Origin of the sequence: Microbacterium sp. NPDC090003 (assembly GCF_044748385.1) — a bacterium.
Taxonomy (GTDB): Bacteria; Actinomycetota; Actinomycetes; order Actinomycetales; family Microbacteriaceae; genus Microbacterium.
The window spans coordinates 2,486,537-2,503,384 of record NZ_JBIVFW010000001.1; the positions used below are offsets into that span (position 1 = coordinate 2,486,537).

General features: G+C 69.1%; 18 protein-coding genes. 9 read left to right on the forward strand and 9 right to left on the reverse strand.

The window, feature by feature from the left end; translation table 11 throughout:
• Nucleotides 1–68: 68 nt before the first annotated feature.
• Nucleotides 69–1,136, reverse strand: a complete 1,068-nt coding sequence (locus ACIPVN_RS11995; protein ID WP_400442989.1) for a PLP-dependent cysteine synthase family protein — start codon at nucleotides 1,134–1,136, stop codon at nucleotides 69–71.
• Between the two features lie 19 nt (nucleotides 1,137–1,155).
• On the reverse strand, nucleotides 1,156–1,656 hold the full coding sequence (locus tag ACIPVN_RS12000; protein WP_400442991.1) for a hypothetical protein: 501 nt from the start codon (nucleotides 1,654–1,656) through the stop codon (nucleotides 1,156–1,158).
• On the opposite strand from ACIPVN_RS12000, the gene ACIPVN_RS12005 reads away from it, so the two are divergent.
• On the forward strand, nucleotides 1,655–1,915 hold the full coding sequence (locus tag ACIPVN_RS12005) for a hypothetical protein (protein ID WP_400442993.1): 261 nt from the start codon (nucleotides 1,655–1,657) through the stop codon (nucleotides 1,913–1,915). The two genes, ACIPVN_RS12000 and ACIPVN_RS12005, sit on opposite strands and share 2 nt — an antisense overlap.
• 316 nt (nucleotides 1,916–2,231) lie before the next feature.
• Here the strand turns inward: ACIPVN_RS12005 and ACIPVN_RS12010 are convergent, their stop codons facing one another.
• Genes ACIPVN_RS12010 through ACIPVN_RS12020 form a run of 3 tightly spaced genes read right to left on the reverse strand, consistent with a single transcriptional unit; the run spans nucleotide 2,232 to nucleotide 4,454 of the window.
• Entirely contained in the window at nucleotides 2,232–3,056 is an 825-nt protein-coding gene (locus tag ACIPVN_RS12010; RefSeq protein ID WP_247624439.1) for a GntR family transcriptional regulator, read from the reverse strand.
• A 1-nt stretch (nucleotide 3,057) separates the two neighbouring features.
• Nucleotides 3,058–3,462 (reverse strand): D-ribose pyranase, encoded by a 405-nt coding sequence (gene rbsD, locus ACIPVN_RS12015; protein ID WP_400442995.1) that lies wholly within the window; start codon nucleotides 3,460–3,462, stop codon nucleotides 3,058–3,060.
• A 32-nt stretch (nucleotides 3,463–3,494) separates the two neighbouring features.
• On the reverse strand, nucleotides 3,495–4,454 hold the full coding sequence (locus ACIPVN_RS12020; RefSeq protein WP_400442997.1) for a ribokinase: 960 nt from the start codon (nucleotides 4,452–4,454) through the stop codon (nucleotides 3,495–3,497).
• Between the two features lie 121 nt (nucleotides 4,455–4,575).
• On the opposite strand from ACIPVN_RS12020, the gene ACIPVN_RS12025 reads away from it, so the two are divergent.
• A complete protein-coding gene (locus tag ACIPVN_RS12025) occupies nucleotides 4,576–5,238 on the forward strand; it encodes a transaldolase family protein (protein ID WP_400442999.1) in 663 nt (220 codons plus the stop codon).
• 232 nt (nucleotides 5,239–5,470) lie between these two features.
• Here ACIPVN_RS12025 and ACIPVN_RS12030 read toward each other — a convergent pair whose 3' ends face one another.
• On the reverse strand, nucleotides 5,471–6,148 hold the full coding sequence (locus ACIPVN_RS12030) for a FadR/GntR family transcriptional regulator (RefSeq protein ID WP_400443001.1): 678 nt from the start codon (nucleotides 6,146–6,148) through the stop codon (nucleotides 5,471–5,473).
• A gap of 47 nt (nucleotides 6,149–6,195) precedes the next feature.
• Here ACIPVN_RS12030 and ACIPVN_RS12035 point away from each other — a divergent pair, with 47 nt between their 5' ends.
• Nucleotides 6,196–7,158, forward strand: coding sequence for an amidohydrolase family protein (locus tag ACIPVN_RS12035; RefSeq protein ID WP_400443002.1), 963 nt, complete (start codon nucleotides 6,196–6,198; stop codon nucleotides 7,156–7,158).
• 110 nt (nucleotides 7,159–7,268) lie between these two features.
• On the opposite strand, the gene ACIPVN_RS12040 is transcribed toward ACIPVN_RS12035, so the two are convergent.
• Nucleotides 7,269–8,021: an SDR family NAD(P)-dependent oxidoreductase gene (locus tag ACIPVN_RS12040; protein ID WP_400443004.1), complete on the reverse strand. Its 753-nt coding sequence runs from the start codon at nucleotides 8,019–8,021 to the stop codon at nucleotides 7,269–7,271.
• Nucleotides 8,018–8,878 carry a fumarylacetoacetate hydrolase family protein gene (locus ACIPVN_RS12045; protein ID WP_400443005.1) on the reverse strand — a complete coding sequence of 287 codons (861 nt, stop codon included), beginning with the start codon at nucleotides 8,876–8,878 and terminating at the stop codon, nucleotides 8,018–8,020. Before ACIPVN_RS12045 ends, ACIPVN_RS12040 begins: the two co-directional genes overlap by 4 nt.
• A 124-nt stretch (nucleotides 8,879–9,002) precedes the next feature.
• Here ACIPVN_RS12045 and ACIPVN_RS12050 point away from each other — a divergent pair, with 124 nt between their 5' ends.
• The 3 genes from ACIPVN_RS12050 to ACIPVN_RS12060 all read left to right on the forward strand — a co-directional run bounded on the left by ACIPVN_RS12050 (nucleotide 9,003) and on the right by ACIPVN_RS12060 (nucleotide 11,747).
• Nucleotides 9,003–10,298, forward strand: a complete 1,296-nt coding sequence (locus ACIPVN_RS12050; RefSeq protein WP_400443006.1) for an L-fuconate dehydratase — start codon at nucleotides 9,003–9,005, stop codon at nucleotides 10,296–10,298.
• A complete protein-coding gene (locus ACIPVN_RS12055) occupies nucleotides 10,285–11,259 on the forward strand; it encodes an aldo/keto reductase (protein WP_400443008.1) in 975 nt (324 codons plus the stop codon). Before ACIPVN_RS12050 ends, ACIPVN_RS12055 begins: the two co-directional genes overlap by 14 nt.
• Nucleotides 11,260–11,327: 68 nt before the next feature.
• Nucleotides 11,328–11,747: an RbsD/FucU family protein gene (locus tag ACIPVN_RS12060; RefSeq protein WP_400443010.1), complete on the forward strand. Its 420-nt coding sequence runs from the start codon at nucleotides 11,328–11,330 to the stop codon at nucleotides 11,745–11,747.
• Nucleotides 11,748–11,937: 190 nt separating this feature from the next.
• Here the strand turns inward: ACIPVN_RS12060 and ACIPVN_RS12065 are convergent, their stop codons facing one another.
• Complete coding sequence (locus ACIPVN_RS12065; protein ID WP_400443011.1) at nucleotides 11,938–12,960, reverse strand: LacI family DNA-binding transcriptional regulator; 1,023 nt, start codon at nucleotides 12,958–12,960, stop codon at nucleotides 11,938–11,940.
• Nucleotides 12,961–13,151: 191 nt separating this feature from the next.
• Here ACIPVN_RS12065 and ACIPVN_RS12070 point away from each other — a divergent pair, with 191 nt between their 5' ends.
• From ACIPVN_RS12070 to ACIPVN_RS12080, 3 genes are all read left to right on the forward strand, one after another.
• Complete coding sequence (locus ACIPVN_RS12070; RefSeq protein ID WP_400443013.1) at nucleotides 13,152–14,021, forward strand: sugar phosphate isomerase/epimerase family protein; 870 nt, start codon at nucleotides 13,152–13,154, stop codon at nucleotides 14,019–14,021.
• Between the two features lie 198 nt (nucleotides 14,022–14,219).
• Entirely contained in the window at nucleotides 14,220–15,722 is a 1,503-nt protein-coding gene (locus ACIPVN_RS12075) for a sugar ABC transporter ATP-binding protein (protein WP_400443014.1), read from the forward strand.
• Nucleotides 15,722–16,753 (forward strand): ABC transporter permease, encoded by a 1,032-nt coding sequence (locus ACIPVN_RS12080; protein ID WP_247624453.1) that lies wholly within the window; start codon nucleotides 15,722–15,724, stop codon nucleotides 16,751–16,753. The genes ACIPVN_RS12075 and ACIPVN_RS12080 overlap by 1 nt, the downstream gene beginning before the upstream one ends.
• The last annotated feature ends 95 nt before the right edge of the window (nucleotides 16,754–16,848 follow it).

The following is a 16,848-nucleotide window of genomic DNA, read 5'->3' on the forward strand; positions in this document are numbered from 1 at the left end:
GCCGGCGCTAACTCAGGACCAACGGATGCCGGGGCTCCGGAATAGGGCTCAGGGGCCCGGTTTCGGGGTCAGCCAGGGAAGTCGGTCCAGACGCCCGTGTCGAGGAAGCCGTCGAGGCGGGCGCGGTGGGGGGCGAGGTCCCAGCCCTGCGCCGCGACCCACTCGTCGGAGTAGTAGGTGCCGGCGTAGCGGACACCGCTGTCGCAGATCAGGGTCACGACGCTGCCGGTCTCGCCCGCCGCGCGCATGCGGGCGATCAGCTGGAAGGCCCCGTACAGGTTCGTGCCGGTCGACCCGCCCGCCCAGTGCAGGGTGCGCTCGCGCAGCAGACGGATCGCCGCGATCGATCCCGCGTCGGGCACACGGATCATCTCGTCGATCACGCTCGGCACGAACGACGGCTCCACGCGCGGGCGTCCGATGCCCTCGATGCGGCTCGGACGTCCGTCCGGAGCATCGGCTGTTCCCGCCCAGCCGTCGTAGAACGCCGAACCCTCGGGGTCGACGACCGCGATCTCGGTGGCATGCCGCCGGTAGCGCACGTACCGGCCGAAGGTGGCGCTCGTGCCGCCCGTTCCGGCGCCGACGACGATCCAGCGGGGGATCGGATGCCGCTCCTGCGACAGCTGACTGAACACGCTCTCGGCAATGTTGTTGTTGCCGCGCCAGTCGGTCGCGCGTTCGGCGAAGGTGAACTGGTCGAGGTAGTGGCCGTGGCAGTCGGCGGCGAGGCGGCGGGCCTCGGGCGACATGTCTTCGGCGCGGTCGACGAAGTGGCAGGTGCCGCCGTAGAACTCGATGAGGTCGATCTTCTCCTGAACCGTCGAGCGCGGCACGACGGTCACAAACGGGAGTCCGAGCATCCGGGCGAAATAGGCCTCGGAGACGGCGGTCGAACCGCTCGACGATTCGACGAGGGTCGTGTCGTGCCGGATGAGTCCGTTGACGAGGCCGTAGAGGATCAGCGACCGCGCGAGGCGGTGCTTGAGCGACCCGGTCGGATGCACCGACTCATCCTTCAGATACAGGTCGATGCCCCACTCGGCGGGCAGCGGGAAGACATGCAGGTGGGTGTCGGCACTGCGGTTGGCGTCGGCCTCCAGCAGAGCGATCGCGTTGCTGGTCCAGGAATCCACCGTTCGAGCGTAGCGGGGCTCAGTTGTCGGTGTAACCGCCTTCGCCGGTGTCGCCGTCGTAGGTGAACGTGCGGTCCGACAGCGTGATCTGGATATCGCTGCCGAGCGGCTCCTGCGCGAGGAGCTTGCGCTCGAGCTCGGCGACCTCGTCGAGGTACTCCGACGGATCGGCACCCCAGATCGCCGCGACCTTCATGTCGGTGAGCAGGTAGAGGAACGCGCTCACCGCGGTCTGGTTGAACTCGTTGTCGGGAATCCGCTGCCACAGCGAGCCGTCTTGCCGGGCACGCTTGTACTCGTCGATCTTGTTCTGGATGACGACATCCGCGCCCTCTCCGCCCGTGTCGCTCGGAGGTGTGGAGGGTTCCTCCTCGGGCGTGACCTCGGAGTCGTCGGAGCTGTCGGAATCGGAGTCGCCCGGCGTCCCCTGGCCCTGATCGTCGCTCGTCGTGGGCACGGCTTCGGGGCGGCCGTTCTGCGACACGATCACGCCGGCCACGGCGGCGATCGCGATCACCATGACGACCGCGGCCGCGATGATCGCGACCGTCAGTCCCGAGCGTCGAGGCGTCGACGGCGGCGGGGAGGCGACTGCGTTCGATGCGGGGTACCCCGGGGGCGGATATCCGTTCGGCGGGGGGTACCCGCCTGCGGGTGGGTACCCGCTCGATGCCCGATACGCTCCTGCCTGCGGCTGGTCGGAGGATGCCGGGTGGTGGGGTGGTACTGCAGAACCGGGTGCGGATGCCGGAGCCGATGCGGCGGGCGGCGCCGGGTAGCCGTGAGGCGCGGGCCGTCCGGCCTGCGCGGACTGCCCGGGCGGTGCGTATGTCGGGCCCGGCTGGTACGCGGACGTCGGACGATAGCCCTGTGGCGGCTGATAATGCGTCGGCTGGTACTGCCCGGGCGCGTACTGCCCAGGGTGGCGCTGACCAGGAGGGAGAGGAGCGCCCGGGGGCAGAGCCTCGGCGGCGGCATCCGTCCCCACCGGGGGAGCCAACGGCGGTTGCGCCGGAGGCGGGGGCGTCGCAGGAGCGGGCGGAGCCGGAGGGACGACTGCGTCCGGATCGGTCCCGGCTGCCTGCTCGTCGTCGCTCACGGCTGAACCCGTGTGCTGCCGGCGAGGGTCATGCCGCCGCGGCCGTCGACGTGCAGCAGGGAGGCCTGGGACTGCTCCTGCTGCAGCTGGAACTCGAAGCGCGAGCGGTCTCCGCGGTGGTAGGCGATGAAGTACTCGATCGGGGTGTCGTCGTCGGTGCGGCTCACGCTGCGCAGACGCAGGAGGGCGGATCCGGCGCTGACCCCGAGGTGACCGGCCTGCTCGTGCGTCGCGACCGTCGCCTCGGCCGAGCGCACGCCGCGGGTGGCGACGATGCCGTGCTCGGCGAGCACGCGGTAGAGAGAGGAGTCCGACAGGTCGACGCCCAGGGTGACCGCGCCGACGGCATCCGGCATCCACGTGGTCGACAACGACCACGGCTCGTCGTCGACGTGGCGCAGGCGTTCGAGCACGACGACCCGCGACCCGACCGGGATCTCGAGGGCCGCCGCGATCTCGTCGTCGGCGACCGCGAACTCGTGGCGCAGCACATCGCTGTGCACGTGTCCGCCGCGACGCTCGACGTCGTCGTACAGCCCCACGAGCGTGTGCACCAGGCTCTCCGCCGTGCGCGGGCGCGAGACGAACGTGCCCTTGCCCTTGACCCGCTCGACGAGCCCCTCGTGCTCCAGTTGCGCGAGCGCCTGGCGCACGACGGTGCGCGAGACGCCGTAGCGCTCGCAGAGCCCGTGCTCGCCCGGCAGCGGGTCGCCCGGCTGCAGCCCGTCGCGCGCGATGCCGTCGACGATCAACTGCCGAAGCTGGTCGTACATGGGCGCGGCGGAGTGGCGATCGATCGCATCGGGAAGCACGGCGGACATGTTAGTACGCCACCCCCGCGTGCAGGATCACATTCGCGTACGGGGTGAACTCGCCGGAGCGTACGAACGCGCGAGCCCCGTGCGTGAGCTTCTTGAAATCGACGTGCGGCACGAGCTCGATCTCGAAGTCCATGCCGGCGAACCGCTCGCGCAGCGCCGCGAGCACCTCGGGACTCTTCTCGGCGACCTCGGCCGAGACCGTGGCGCCCTCGACGACGAGCTCGGCGAGCACGGTGTCGAGCACGTCGAAGAAGGCCGGAGCCCCGGGGCGATAGGCGAGGTCGATGCGCTCCGACCCCGGAGGGATCGGCAGACCCGCGTCGGTCACGACGAGCAGGTCGGTGTGCCCGGTCTCGCTGATGACCCGCGACAGCGCGGGGTTGATCGTGGTCGCGGTCTTGCGCATGGCGGCTCCGGTCTGTGTGGTGGGGTGGGCGGTCAGCCGACGGGCGCCGCTTCGCGCTCCGCGAGGAACGCGTCGACGTCGGCGCGCAGCGGCAGGCTCGGCGAGGCGCCCTGCTTCGTGACGGTGAGGGCGCCGGCGGCGGTCGCCAGACGCACGGCGTCGGCGAGGCTGCTGCCGCTCGCGAGCGCGGCACCGAGGTACCCGGCGTACGCATCGCCGGCGGCGGTGGTGTCGACGGCGGTGACGGGGAAGGGCGGGATGACGGATGCCCCGTCCGGGGTGACCACGCACGATCCCTGACCCGCGAGCGTGATGACCGCGGCGCCGACGCCCTGGGCGAGGAACCAGCGCCCGGCGCGCTCGGCGGACTCGGCATCCGTCACTTCGATGCCGCTGATGAGCGTCGCCTCGGTCTCGTTCGGCGTGACGATGTCGATGTTCGCCCACACCTCGACCGGCAGTGGCGCGGCCGGCGCGGGGTCGAGGATCACGGTCATGCCGTGCTCGCGGCCGCGACCGGTGATGTGCGCGGTGAGGGCCGAGGGTGTCTCGAGCTGGGTGAGCAGCACCGAGGTGGTCGGGGCGAGGGCGGCGAGCGCCTCGTCGATCTGCATCGTGCTGAGGGCGGCGTTGGCCAGCGGCACCATGACGATGTCGTTCTGCGCCGAGGCATCGACGCGGATGTGCGCGATGCCGGTCGGGCCGGGCACGGTGCGCAGATGAGCGAGGTCGACGCCGGCCTCGCTCAGGCCGTCGACGACGAGGTCGTGGAAGAGGTCGTCGCCCACGCATCCGACGAAGCTCGTGCGCGCACCGGAACGGCCGGCGGCGACGGCCTGGTTGGCGCCCTTGCCGCCCAGCATCAGGGTGAACTGATCGCCCAGGATCGTCTCACCGCGCGCGGGGAGACGCTGCGAGAAGGTGGTCACATCGGCGGTGACGCTGCCGACGATCACGACGCCGGAACGGTCTTCGGGGTGTGCGGTGGCCATGTCGCTCCTGGTCGTCTTCGACGGCGATGTACGTCGGCCGGAGCTTTGACATCGCCCCACGCCTGTCATTACATTAGCCGAAAGCAAACCTGTAACGACAGGTTGCCGCAGAGGAGTCCCGATGACCGTGATCGCCCCCCGCCTGTACGTCGACAGCGCCGACGTCGACCGGGTGTCCCGGCTCCTCGCCGCGGGCGTCGTACACGGCGTCACCACGAACCCCACGATCCTGGAGCGTGGCGGGCGCACCGCCGCCGAGATCCCCGAGCTCTATGGCCGCTGGGAGTCCGAAGGAGCCGCCGAGATCTTCTTCCAGACGTGGGGCGGCGACACCGCCTCGTTCCTGCGCAACGCCGAGCGCATCCGCGAACTCGGGCCGCGGGTGGCCGTGAAGGTTCCCGCCACCGCAGCCGGCTTCGCCGCGGCATCCGCCCTCGTCGCCGATGGGGCCACCGTGCTCGTCACGGCCGTGTACTCCGTCGCCCAGGCGCTCGCGTGCGCCAGCATCGGCGCGCAGTACATCGCGCCGTACCTCGGGCGCATGCGCGATGCCGGCATCGACGGTGACACGGAGATCGCCCGCATGCAGGAGGTCTGCGAGGGCAGCGGCTCGAACGTGCTCGCCGCGTCGCTGCGCACCGCTGACGACATCGTCGGACTGCGCCTGGCCGGAGTGCCCTATTTCACCGCCGCGCCCGACGTGATCGAGCAGGCGCTGTTCCACGAGGTCAGCGACACCTCGGCGGCCGAGTTCGACGCCGCCATGGTGCGCCTCGGGGCGTGACGATCGCGCCCTCCCCGATTCCGACCCGAGGGGTCAAGACACGCCGCATCTCGGTCGAGCATCGCGGCGTGTTGTGACCTCTCGCGGATCGCGCGCGGGGGTCCTTCGGATCGCGCGCGGGGGCCCGTCTGTGTGAGGGGTCAAGACACGCCGTGTCCCGAGCGAGCTACGCGGCGTGTTTTGGCCCCTCGTGGTCGGACGGGCGAGAGAGACGAGTGCGAGGGGCGGATGCCTAGGCCGAGGCGGCCTGGCGCAGCCACCGCTCCACGCCCGCGATGTGTGCCGTGGCGAGCGAGGTCGCCAGCGCCGGGTCGTGCTGGGCGATCGCATCGGCGATCGCGCGGTGCTCCGACAGTGTGCGCTCGACCGCGCCGCCCTCGGTGAGTCCGCGCCACACACGGGCACGCACGGTCTGACTGCTGAGGTGCTCGATCAGGCTCGCGAGGTAGGCGTTGCCGGCCATGCCGACGATCTCGCGATGGAAGCGGATGTCGTGCTCGACGAGCTCTTCGATCGTCACCGACGCGTCGACCCGCTCGACCTCGTCGACGAGGGCCGCGATCTGCTCGTCGTCACCGAGGGTCGCCGCGAGCCCCGTGGCCTGCGACTCGAGCATCCGCCGTACGGCGAAGATCTCGAGCATCGAATCGTCGTCGTGCATGTCGCCGACGAACGAGATCGCCTCGAGCAGCAGATGGGGCTCGAGACTCGTGACGTAGGTGCCGTCGCCGCGACGCACGTCGAGCACACGGATGACCTCGAGGGCCTTCACCGCCTCGCGCATCGAGTTGCGGGAGAGGCCCAGGCGCTCCGACAACTCCTTCTCGGGCGGAAGCCGATCGCCCGGCGACAGCTCGCCCGACACGATCATCGCCTTGATCTTCTCGATCGCCTCATCGGTGACTGCCATGGCCGTCATCCTAGCCAGTCATCCGATGTCTGAGGCAGGATGGGCGTATGCGAGTCCTCGATACGCACCTGCACATGTGGGACGAAGAAGTCCTCACCTACACCTGGCTGGAGGGACCCTACGCCTACCGCTTCGCTGAGACGGAGGTCGAGCACGATCGACTCGACGTCGAGCGCGAGGAGGCGGTGTTCGTCCAGGCCGAGACGGTCGAGGGTGATTACATCGGAGAGGTGCGGTGGGTGCAGTCCCTCGCGGGTCGCCTCGGGATCGCCGGGATCGTCGCCGGCGCGCAGCTGCACCGCGGCGTCGACACGGTGACGCACCTCGAAGAGTTGGCGACGCACCCGCTCGTCGTCGGCGTGCGCCACAACCTGCAGAACGACCCCGACGGCCTCGCCGTGTCGAGCGCCTTCGTCACCGGCGCGCGCGAGGTCGCCGCACGTGGATGGACGTTCGACGTGTGCGTGCGGGCCGTACAGCTGCCCGACATCGCCCGCCTCGCCGGCGCCGTGCCGGAGCTGCGGATGGTGCTCGATCACCTCGGCAAGCCGGCCGTCGGCACGGCGGATGCGCCGCTCGCCCCCTCTGCGGAATGGGTGCGCGACATGGAAGAGGTGGCGAAGCATCCGGAGGCGTTCTGCAAGCTCTCGGGACTGCCCGCCGAATCGGGCGGCGTCTGGAGCGCCGAGCAGCTCGTGCCGTTCCTCGACGTGGCGGCGGATGCCTTCGGCGTCGAGCGCCTGATGTGGGGGAGCGACTGGCCGGTCTCGTCGATCGGCCCGGCCGAGCAGGGCGACCCGCACGCGCCGACCGACGGCTCGGCGACGTACCAGTACAGCGCGCGCCAGCGCTGGCTCGACACCGTGACGGAGTGGGCCGAGGCGCGCGGGCACGACATCGATGCGATCTTCTGGGTGAACGGTCGGCGGTTCTACCGGTTGGACGACCCGCGGGTGGAGTCGACGGATGCTCCCCGCCGGGGGTTCTTCGGGCGGCTGTTCGGGGGCTGAGCAGCTCTCCCCGCACGCGCAACGAAGGAGATCTCGCGTTCCGCAGGAGCATCCGAATCATCTGCTCCTGCGCAACGCGAGATCTCCTCCGTTGCGTACGACGCCCGGGACTACTCCGACCGCAGGCGCAGCTGCGCCATGCCGCCGTCGACCTCGATGAACGTGCCGGTCGTCGAACCGGCCGCCGGCGAGACGAGGTAGGCGACGGCCGCCGCGACCTCGGCGGGGCTCACGAGTCTGCCGTGCGGCTGGCGGGCCTCGAGGGCCGCGCGCTCGGCGTCGGGATCGGATGCCGCGCCCAGCAGTCGCCCGACCCAGGGGGTGTCGGCGGTGCCGGGGTTGACGGCGTTGACGCGGATGCCTTCGCGCAGGTGGTCCGCCGCCATCGCGCGGGTGAGGGCCGAGACGGCACCCTTCGACGCGGTGTACAGCGCGCGCTGGGGAAGACCGGTGGTGGAGGCGATCGATGCCGTGTTGCAGACCGCCGCGGCCGGCGACTCGCGCAGCCAGGGGAGCGCGGCCGAGGTCACGCGGGCGATGCCGGTGACGTTGATCGACAGCACGCGGGCCCACTCGTCGTCGTCGTTCGCGGTGATGTCACCGGTCGCGCCGATCCCGGCGTTGTTGACGACGATGTCGATGCGGCCGAACTCCTCGCCCACGGCGGCGACCGCCGCGTCGACGCTCGCCCGGTCGGAGATGTCGGCCGTGAACGCCGCGAAACGGGCATCCGCTCCGGAGGTGTCGCGGTCGAGGATGGCGATCTGCGCGCCGTCCTCGTGCAGGCGATCGGCGATCGCGGCGCCGATGCCGGAGGCGCCGCCGGTGACGATCGCGACGAGTCCGTCGAGCACGCCGGTCACTTCGCCGCCTCCCAGGCCACGAACTCCTGGCGCTGGTGGCCCAGGCCGTCGATCTCGACCTCGACCACGTCGCCCGGGGCGATGTAGGGGAAGTTGCCCGAGAGCGCGACGCCCTGCGGGGTGCCGGTGAGGATGAGGTCGCCGGGCTCGAGGGTCACGTACTGCGACAGGTGGTGCACGATGTGCTCGACCGAGAAGATCATGTCGCTCGTGTTCGAGTCCTGACGCGGCTCGCCGTTGACGAAGCTGCGCAGGCCGAGTGCGTGGTGATCGACCTCGTCGGGAGTGACGAGCCACGGGCCGGTCGGGTTGAAGCCCGCCGCGATCTTGCCCTTCGACCACTGGCCGCCCGAGACGGCCATCTGGAAGTCGCGCTCGGAGACGTCGTTCGCGAGCACGAAGCCGGCGACGTGGTCCATCGACTCCTCGGGAGAGTCGAGGTAGGCGGCGCGGGTGCCGATGACGATGCCGAGCTCGACCTCCCAGTCGGTCTTGGTGCTGTCGCGGGGGATCGTGACGGTGTCGTTCGGGCCGACCACGGTGTTCGGGGTCTTCAGGAACAGGATCGGGATGGTCGGCGGCTCGGAGCCCGACTCGGCGGCGTGCGCGGCGTAGTTCATGCCGATGCAGATCACCGCGCTGGGGCGCGCGATGGGGGCGCCGATGCGGAGGGCCGCGGCATCCTCGAGCTCGGGCAGCTCGCCGGCGTCGCGGGCGGCGGCGACGCGGGAGGCGAAGTCGCTTTCGAGGAAATCGCCGTTCACATCGGATGTCACTGGGCGGAGGTCGAGGTAGCGATCACCCTCGACGAGGACGGGGATCTCTGTACCTGGGGTGCCGAGCCGCGCGAACTTCATGATTCTCCTGATCCTTCGGGTGGCCGCCCAGGGACGGCCGTCGTCGTTGACAGTATAGACATCGGATGTTTACACTCCAAGGGATTGCATGGGATTTCTCCATGCCCCGAGAGGAACCGTACCCGTGAGCCGCATCGTCGCACTCGACACCACCGACATCCGCTTCCCCACCTCGCTCAGCCTCGACGGCTCCGACGCGATGAACCCCGACCCCGACTACTCCGCCGCGTACGTGGTCGTGCGCACCGATGCGGAGGACGGCATCGAGGGCCACGCGTTCGTGTTCACGATCGGCCGGGGCAACGACGTGCAGGTCGCCGCGATCGACGCCCTGGCCGGACACCTCGTCGGACGCGAGATCGAGCCGCTGCTCGACGACATGGGCGGGACGTTCCGCGAGATCATCGGCGACTCGCAGCTGCGCTGGCTCGGTCCGGAGAAGGGCGTCATGCACATGGCGATCGGCGCCGCCATCAACGCGCTGTGGGACATCAAGGCCAAGCGCGCCGGGATGCCGCTGTGGCAGCTGCTCGCCCGGATGACGCCCGAGGAGCTCGTCGACCTCGTCGACTTCCGCTACCTCACGAACGCCCTCACCCGCGACGAAGCCCTCGAAATCCTCCGTGCCGCCGAACCCGGCCGCATCGAGCGCGAACGCGAGCTGCTCGCCACCGGCTACCCGGGGTACACGACCAGCCCCGGATGGCTCGGGTACTCCGACGAGAAGCTCGAACGCCTCGCCCGCGAGGCGATGGCCGACGGCTTCACCCAGATCAAGCTCAAGGTCGGAGCCGACCTCGACGACGACATCCGCCGCTTCCGCAAGGCCCGGGAGGTGTGCGGCCCCGACTTCCCCATCGCGATCGACGCGAACCAGCGCTGGGAGGTCTCGGAGGCGATCGAGTGGGTGAACGCGCTCGCCGAGTTCCACCCCGCCTGGATCGAGGAGCCCACCAGCCCCGACGACATCCTCGGCCACGCCGAGATCGCCCGCGGCGTCGCCCCCATCCGGGTCGCGACGGGCGAGCACGCGCAGAACCGCATGATCTTCAAGCAGCTGCTGCAGGCCGATGCGATCTCGGTGATGCAGATCGACGCGGTGCGCGTCGCCGGCGTCAACGAGAACATCGCCAACCTGCTGCTCGCCGCGAAGTTTGGGGTGCCGGTCTGCCCGCACGCCGGTGGCGTGGGGCTGTGCGAGGCCGTGCAGCACCTGTCGATGTTCGATTTCGTCGCCGTGACCGGTACCCGCGAAGGTCGCATGATCGAGTTCGTCGATCACCTGCACGAGCACTTCGTCGTGCCCACCGACATCCAGGGCGGGTCGTACATGGCCCCCACCGCCCCCGGGTCGGGCATGGAGATGAAGGCCGACAGCATCCGCACCTACACGTGGACGGGCGAGCATGTCGTCGCCTGACCCCGTGCTCGGCATCCCCACGCTCGGCTACGGCGCGGCGAACGTCGGAAATCTCTTCCGCGCGCTGAGCGACGACGACGCCTGGGCGGTGCTGGATGCTGCATGGGAGAGCGGCATCCGCTCCTACGACACCGCCCCGCACTACGGCCTCGGCCTGTCGGAGCGGCGCCTCGGCGCCTTTCTGCAGACGAAGCCCCGCGACGAGTTCGTGCTGTCGACCAAGGTCGGGCGACTTCTGCGCCCGAACCCCGAGCACGTCGCCGGTGGACTCGACACGGCCAACGACTTCCACGTGCCCGACGACCTGCAGCGGGTGTGGGACTTCTCGGCCGACGGCATCCGTACGAGCCTCGACGAGTCGCGCGAGCGCCTCGGCATCGAACGCATCGACCTGCTCTACCTGCACGACCCCGAGCGGCACGACCTCGACCTCGCGCTCGCCGAAGCCCTGCCGGCCATGGAGCAGCTGCGCGCCGAGGGACAGGTGTCGGCGATCGGCATCGGATCGATGGTGTCGGATGCCCTCTCCGCAGCCGTGCGCTCCGCCGACCTCGACCTCATCATGGTCGCCGGCCGCTACACGCTGCTCGAGCAGCCCGCTGCCGCAGACGTTCTGCCGGCCTGCCGGGAGACCGGCACGGGGATCGTCGCGGCGTCCGTCTTCAACTCCGGACTGCTCGCGATGACCGAGCCGCGCCGCGATGGGCGGTACGAGTACGGTCAGCTGCCCGACGAGCTGTGGGACCGCCTCGTGCGCATCGCGGCGGTCTGCGGTGACCACGGCGTGCCGCTGCCGGCCGCCGCGATCCAGTTCCCGCTCCAGGCGGCCGAGGTGCGCTCGGTCGTCGTGGGCGGCAGTCGCCCCGAGCAACTCGCGCAGAACGCGGAGTACGCGGCGCTGTCGATCCCGGCCGAGCTCTGGCAGAATCTCGCCGAAGAGGGACTCATCCCCGCCGGCTGACCCGCTGCAGACCCGTGGCCGCGCGGACCCGAACCGCGCGGCCGCGCACCACCCATCGAAGGAACCCCATGCTCGAAGGCATCCACCCCCTGCTCACCGGCGAGCTGCTGCTGCACCTCGACCGGATGGGCCACTCCGATGCGGTCGTGATCGCCGATGCGCACTTCCCGGCCTGGGCGCTCGGCGAGCGTGTGATCGATCTGCCGGGGACCACGACCCCGGAGATCGTCGCGGCGATCCGCACCGTGCTGCCGCTCGACGACGCCGTGGCCTTCGACCTCATGGCGTCAGCCGACGGCGAGGTGCTCGACGTGCAGCGCGAGCTCATGGACGCTGCGGGCACCGACGCGGACACGACGCGGTTCATCGAGAGGTTCGCCTATTACGACCTCGCCGAGCGGGCGTACGTGATGGTGCGCACGGGCGAGACCCGTAAGTACGGCAACGCGCTGCTGCGCAAGGGCGTCGTCGGGCACGCCTCGGCCTGAGATCTCGGTCGCTCGCGGTTCATAACTCCGGGAATTCGGGGATGGGAAGCCCGGAATGGGTCGATCCGGTGGCACCCGGACGCACTTTTCCGGATCTATGCGCGCGACAACGCGTACCCAACTCAGGACGAATGGGCCTAAACGGGCCGAATCGCCCCAGAAGCGGGGGTTCCGGGCAGCTTGTCCTGAGTTAGGTACGCCCGGCAGCTGGCAGGGGCCCGACGGTCGACTCGCGCACGACGAGTTCGGCGGCGAACGGGGTCATCGCGGGCGGCGGGGCGGCGGGATCGGCGAGCTGCTGCAGGAGTACCGCGCCCGCGGCGCGACCGATCTCGTAGCCGGGCTGTCGCACGCTCGTGAGCGGCACCACGCCCTGGTGCGCCTGGGCGACGTCGTCGAAGCCGATGATCGCGACGTCGTCGGGCACGCGGATGCCGTGGCGTACGAGCTGGGTGAGCACGCCGAGCGCAACCATGTCGTTCGCGGCGAAGATCGCATCGGGCAACTCGGCTCGAGGCAGGGCGGCGATGCGCGCGCCCGCGGTCATCCCGTCGTCCGTGGTGAGGTGGTCGACGTCGATCACCTCGATCGCGGCGTCCGTCCCCACGATCGCACGGCGGAGGCCGGCGAGGCGATCATTCGACTGGCTGACCGTCGGGGTGCCGAGGAACATCACCCGTCGGCGCCCGATCGAGAGCAGGTGCTCGCCCGCGAGGCGTCCGCCGCCGACGTCGTCGAAGAGCACCGAGGCGACCTTCGTGGAAGGGGGGATGGGGCCGACGACGACCGAGCGGATGCCGCGATCGGCGAGTGTCTCGAGCCGCGGCACGACATCGCCGAACGGATAGATGATGATGCCCTGCACGCGGTGCGCCTCGAACATGTCGAGGTTGCGGCTCTCCTGCGCGCCGTCGCGGTTGCTGTTGCTGAAGAACAGCGACCACCCGGCCTCGCGGGTGATGTCTTCGACGCCGCGCGAGAGTTCGTGGAAATAGGGCAGCCAGGCGTCGAGAAGGATCAGCGCGAGCGCCGTGCTCGACCCCGCGCGCAATTGACGTGCCGATTCGTTGGGCACGTAGCCGAGCTCCTCGATGGCCGCCCGCACCTTCTCACGACTGGACGCGCGGAGCACGTGCGGGTGGTTGAGGTAGTTGGACACGGTCGACGACGAGACGCCAGCGAGGGCGGCGACGTCTTTGACGCTCGCGGGCATCGATCCTCCGTGATCACCGTCCGGCGCACCGTGCGCCGATGGGTGGCATCAGCGTAACCGACGTTATTGGCACGTTACAAGAAAGTTCTTGACACCTCCTGGGCGCGGCGCATAGCGTGACCTGCACATCGTTTTGGCACGTGCCAATCGGTGAAGGCGACGGTGCCGCACACCCGCCTCCGAGGGATCTCATGAACATCGGCTGCCACGGGCTCGTCTGGACCGGGAACTTCGACGCCGACGGCATCCGTCTCTCGGTCGAGAAGACCAAGGAGGCCGGTTTCGATCTGATCGAGTTCCCCCTCATGGATCCGTTCTCGTTCGATGTCGCCGCCGCGAAGGATGCTCTGGAAGAGCACGACCTCGCCGTCAGCGCCTCGCTCGGCCTGTCGGAGGCGACCGATGTGACGAGCTCCGACCCGGCGATCGTCGCGGCGGGCGAAGCCTTGCTGCGGAAGGCCGTCGACGTGCTCGCCGACCTCGGTGGCACGCACTTCTGCGGCGTCATCTACAGCGCCATGAAGAAGTACATGGAGCCGGTCACCGCCGAGGGGCTCGAGAGCAGTCGCCGCGCGATCGCGACGGTCGCCGATCACGCGGCCGAGCGCGGTGTGTCGGTCGCCCTCGAGGTCGTCAACCGCTACGAGACGAACGTGCTGAACACCGCGCGTCAGGCGATCGACTTCGTCGGTCGGATCGACCGGTCGAACCTCGGCATCCACCTCGACACGTACCACATGAACATCGAGGAGTCGGATATGTTCGCGCCGGTGCTCGACGCCGCCCCGCAGCTGCAGTACGTGCACATCGGCGAGAGCCACCGCGGCTACCTCGGCACCGGATCGGTCGACTTCGACACGTTCTTCAAGGCGCTGGGGCGCATCGGCTACGACGGCCCGATCGTGTTCGAGTCGTTCTCGTCGGCGGTCGTCGCACCCGATCTGAGTCGGATGCTGGGGATCTGGCGCAATCTGTGGACCGACAACGTCGAGCTGGGCGCGCACGCGAACGCCTTCATCCGAGACAAGCTCACGGCCGTCGACTCGATCCGTCTGCACTAGGCGCATCGCCCCGGCGGGGAACCTGTGACCAAGTTGTTATTACAGGTCTTCCCCTCCCGGACTTCATTAGATACATTTAGGTACAACTTGCGCGGGAGACCGCGGAGCGTCAGAATTGATCCGATGTTTAACCCCATCGGGTGAACGCGGCAACGAAGCAGCAGTGAACAAGAACCTTCAAGGAAGCAGGTGAGGCACGTGAGTGATCCCATCCTCAAAGTGGAGGGCATCAGCAAGGGATTCCCCGGTGTCCAGGCGCTCAAGGACGTGCACCTCGAGGTGCGCGCCGGTGAGGTTCTCGTCCTCGTCGGAGAGAACGGCGCCGGAAAGTCGACCCTCATGAAGATCCTCTCCGGGATCTACGCCAAGGACGAGGGAACGATCGTGTTCGAGGGGCGGGAGGTCGAGCTCACGAGCCCGCTCCAGGCGCAGGAGCTCGGCATCACGATCATCCACCAGGAACTCAACATGATGCCCGACCTCACGGTCGCGCAGAACATCTTCGTCGGCCGCGAGCCGCGCACCGGCCCGTTCCTTTCGGAGCGCAAGCTCAACCAGCAGACGGCCGAACTGCTGCAGCGTCTCAACATCCACCTCGACCCCAAGGCCCGCGTCGGCGACCTGACCGTGGCCGAGCAGCAGATGGTAGAGATCGCCAAGGCCCTCTCGTTCAACGCCAAGGTGCTCATCATGGACGAGCCCACCTCGGCGCTCACCGACTCCGAGGTCGAGACGCTGTTCGTGCTGATCGAGCAGCTCAAGGCGTCCGGCACCGGCATCGTCTACATCTCGCACCGCATGGACGAGTTGCGCCGCCTCGCCGACCGCGTCAGCGTGCTGCGTGACGGCGCATACATCGGATCACTCGACAAGGCCGAGGTCAGCGTCCCGAAGATCATCGAGATGATGGTCGGCCGCGCGATCGACGAGGGAACCCGCCCCACGGCGCGCGAGCACCAGGGCGACCCGGTGGTGCTCGACGTGCAGGACCTGTCGACCAAGAGCCTGCTCAAGGACATCTCGTTCCAGCTGCACCGGGGTGAGATCCTCGGGTTCGCCGGTCTCATGGGCGCAGGGCGCACCGAGACCGCCCGTGCGATCATCGGTGCCGACCCCAGCGACGGCGGCACGGTCACCATCTCGGGCCGGCAGGCGAAGATCGGGCAGCCTGCGGATGCCGTCAAGCACGGCGTCGGCTACCTCTCGGAGGACCGCAAGCTCCTCGGGCTCATGCTCGAGCAGGACGTGACCTTCAACACCGTTCTCGCCTCGCTCGGCTCGTACGCCAACGGGATCGGCTGGATGGGCGACGGCAAGGCCAAGAACCGCACCAAGGAGTACGTCCAGCAGCTGCGGGTGAAGACGCCCTCGGTCAATCAGGTCGTCAAGCTGCTCTCGGGCGGCAACCAGCAGAAGGTCGTCATCGCCCGGTGGCTGATGCGCGACTGCGACATCCTCATCTTCGACGAGCCGACCCGTGGCATCGACGTCGGAGCGAAGGAAGAGATCTACCGCCTGATGCAGCAGCTCGCTGACCAGGGAAAGTCCATCATCGTCATCTCGTCGGAACTGCCCGAGATCCTCCGCGTCGCGAACCGCATCGCCGTGTTCGCGAACGGCCGGATCACCGGGACGCTCCGCAACGAGGAAGCCAGCCAGGAGAAGATCATGCAACTCGCAGCCCATGGGGAGGAAGACTGATGAGCACCCCGCAGAACGGGTCGTCGACGACGACGATCATCCAGACCGCCGTCAACGAGAACACCGACAAGCGCGACATCGGCGGCTTCCTCCGGCGCCAGGTGCAGCAGTCGCTGGCGTTCGGCACGCTCGTCGTGCTGTTCATCTTCTTCTCGGTCGCCAGCCCGAACTTCCTCACCTGGAGCAACGTCTCCGGCATCCTGCTCTCGACCGCGGTCATCGGCATCCTCGCCCTCGGCACCACGTTCGTGATCATCACCGGCGGCATCGACCTGTCGCTCGGTACCGGCATGGCGCTCTGCTCGGTCATGACGGGTGTGTTCATCACCAACATGGGGCTGCCGGTGTTCGTCGGCGTCATCGGCGGCATCGCGACCGGTGTGCTGATGGGACTCGTCAACGGCGTGAACATCACGTTCCTGCGGCTGCCCCCGTTCATCGCGACCCTCGCGATGATGATGATCGCCGGTGGCCTCGCCCTCGTCATCTCGGGCGTCGCGCCGATCTACTTCTCGTCGTCCGCTCCGGACTTCAAGCAGATCGCCCTCGGCACCCTCATCCCGGGGCTCCCGAACGCCGTGCTCATCACGCTCGTGCTCGCCGTCATCGCCTACCTCGTGCTGTCGAAGACGCTGCTCGGCCGCTACACCTTCGCGATCGGCTCGAACGAAGAGGCCACGCGCCTCTCGGGCGTCAACACGCGCCGCTGGACGATCTTCGTCTACATGTTCGCGGGGGCGTTCACCGGTATCGCGGGCGTCATCATCGCCTCGCGCCTCGACTCCGCCCAGCCGCAGATCGGCACGGGCTACGAGCTGCAGGCGATCGCGGCCGTCATCATCGGCGGCACCTCGCTGCTCGGCGGGCGCGGCTCGATCCTCGGCACCGTGATCGGTGCGCTCATCATGAGCGTGCTCGTCAACGGCCTGCGGATCATGTCGATCCAGTCCGAGTGGCAGAACATCGTCGTCGGCGTCGTGATCCTGATCGCGGTGTTCTTCGACTCCCTGCGCAACCGCGCACGCACCTGACCCCGGAGGCGGCGTTGTGCCCGCCGCCTCCGATCGGCGACCCGGCCGACACCGCGGAGCGATCCGCACCGGCACACCGCACCACGAATGTCCCC

Excerpts from the sequence above, each read along its gene's own strand:
- ACIPVN_RS12005 (WP_400442993.1), top strand. The coding sequence starts at position 1,655 with ATGACGACCGCGGCCGCGATGATCGCGACCGTCAGTCCCGAGCGTCGA.
- ACIPVN_RS12000 (WP_400442991.1), bottom strand. The coding sequence starts at position 1,656 with ATGGTGATCGCGATCGCCGCCGTGGCCGGCGTGATCGTGTCGCAGAAC.
- ACIPVN_RS12010 (WP_247624439.1), bottom strand. The coding sequence starts at position 3,056 with ATGTCCGCCGTGCTTCCCGATGCGATCGATCGCCACTCCGCCGCGCCC.
- rbsD (WP_400442995.1), bottom strand. The coding sequence starts at position 3,462 with ATGCGCAAGACCGCGACCACGATCAACCCCGCGCTGTCGCGGGTCATC.
- ACIPVN_RS12020 (WP_400442997.1), bottom strand. The coding sequence starts at position 4,454 with ATGGCCACCGCACACCCCGAAGACCGTTCCGGCGTCGTGATCGTCGGC.
- ACIPVN_RS12025 (WP_400442999.1), top strand. The coding sequence starts at position 4,576 with ATGACCGTGATCGCCCCCCGCCTGTACGTCGACAGCGCCGACGTCGAC.
- ACIPVN_RS12030 (WP_400443001.1), bottom strand. The coding sequence starts at position 6,148 with ATGGCAGTCACCGATGAGGCGATCGAGAAGATCAAGGCGATGATCGTG.
- ACIPVN_RS12035 (WP_400443002.1), top strand. The coding sequence starts at position 6,196 with ATGCGAGTCCTCGATACGCACCTGCACATGTGGGACGAAGAAGTCCTC.
- ACIPVN_RS12045 (WP_400443005.1), bottom strand. The coding sequence starts at position 8,878 with ATGAAGTTCGCGCGGCTCGGCACCCCAGGTACAGAGATCCCCGTCCTC.
- ACIPVN_RS12055 (WP_400443008.1), top strand. The coding sequence starts at position 10,285 with ATGTCGTCGCCTGACCCCGTGCTCGGCATCCCCACGCTCGGCTACGGC.
- ACIPVN_RS12060 (WP_400443010.1), top strand. The coding sequence starts at position 11,328 with ATGCTCGAAGGCATCCACCCCCTGCTCACCGGCGAGCTGCTGCTGCAC.
- ACIPVN_RS12065 (WP_400443011.1), bottom strand. The coding sequence starts at position 12,960 with ATGCCCGCGAGCGTCAAAGACGTCGCCGCCCTCGCTGGCGTCTCGTCG.
- ACIPVN_RS12070 (WP_400443013.1), top strand. The coding sequence starts at position 13,152 with ATGAACATCGGCTGCCACGGGCTCGTCTGGACCGGGAACTTCGACGCC.
- ACIPVN_RS12080 (WP_247624453.1), top strand. The coding sequence starts at position 15,722 with ATGAGCACCCCGCAGAACGGGTCGTCGACGACGACGATCATCCAGACC.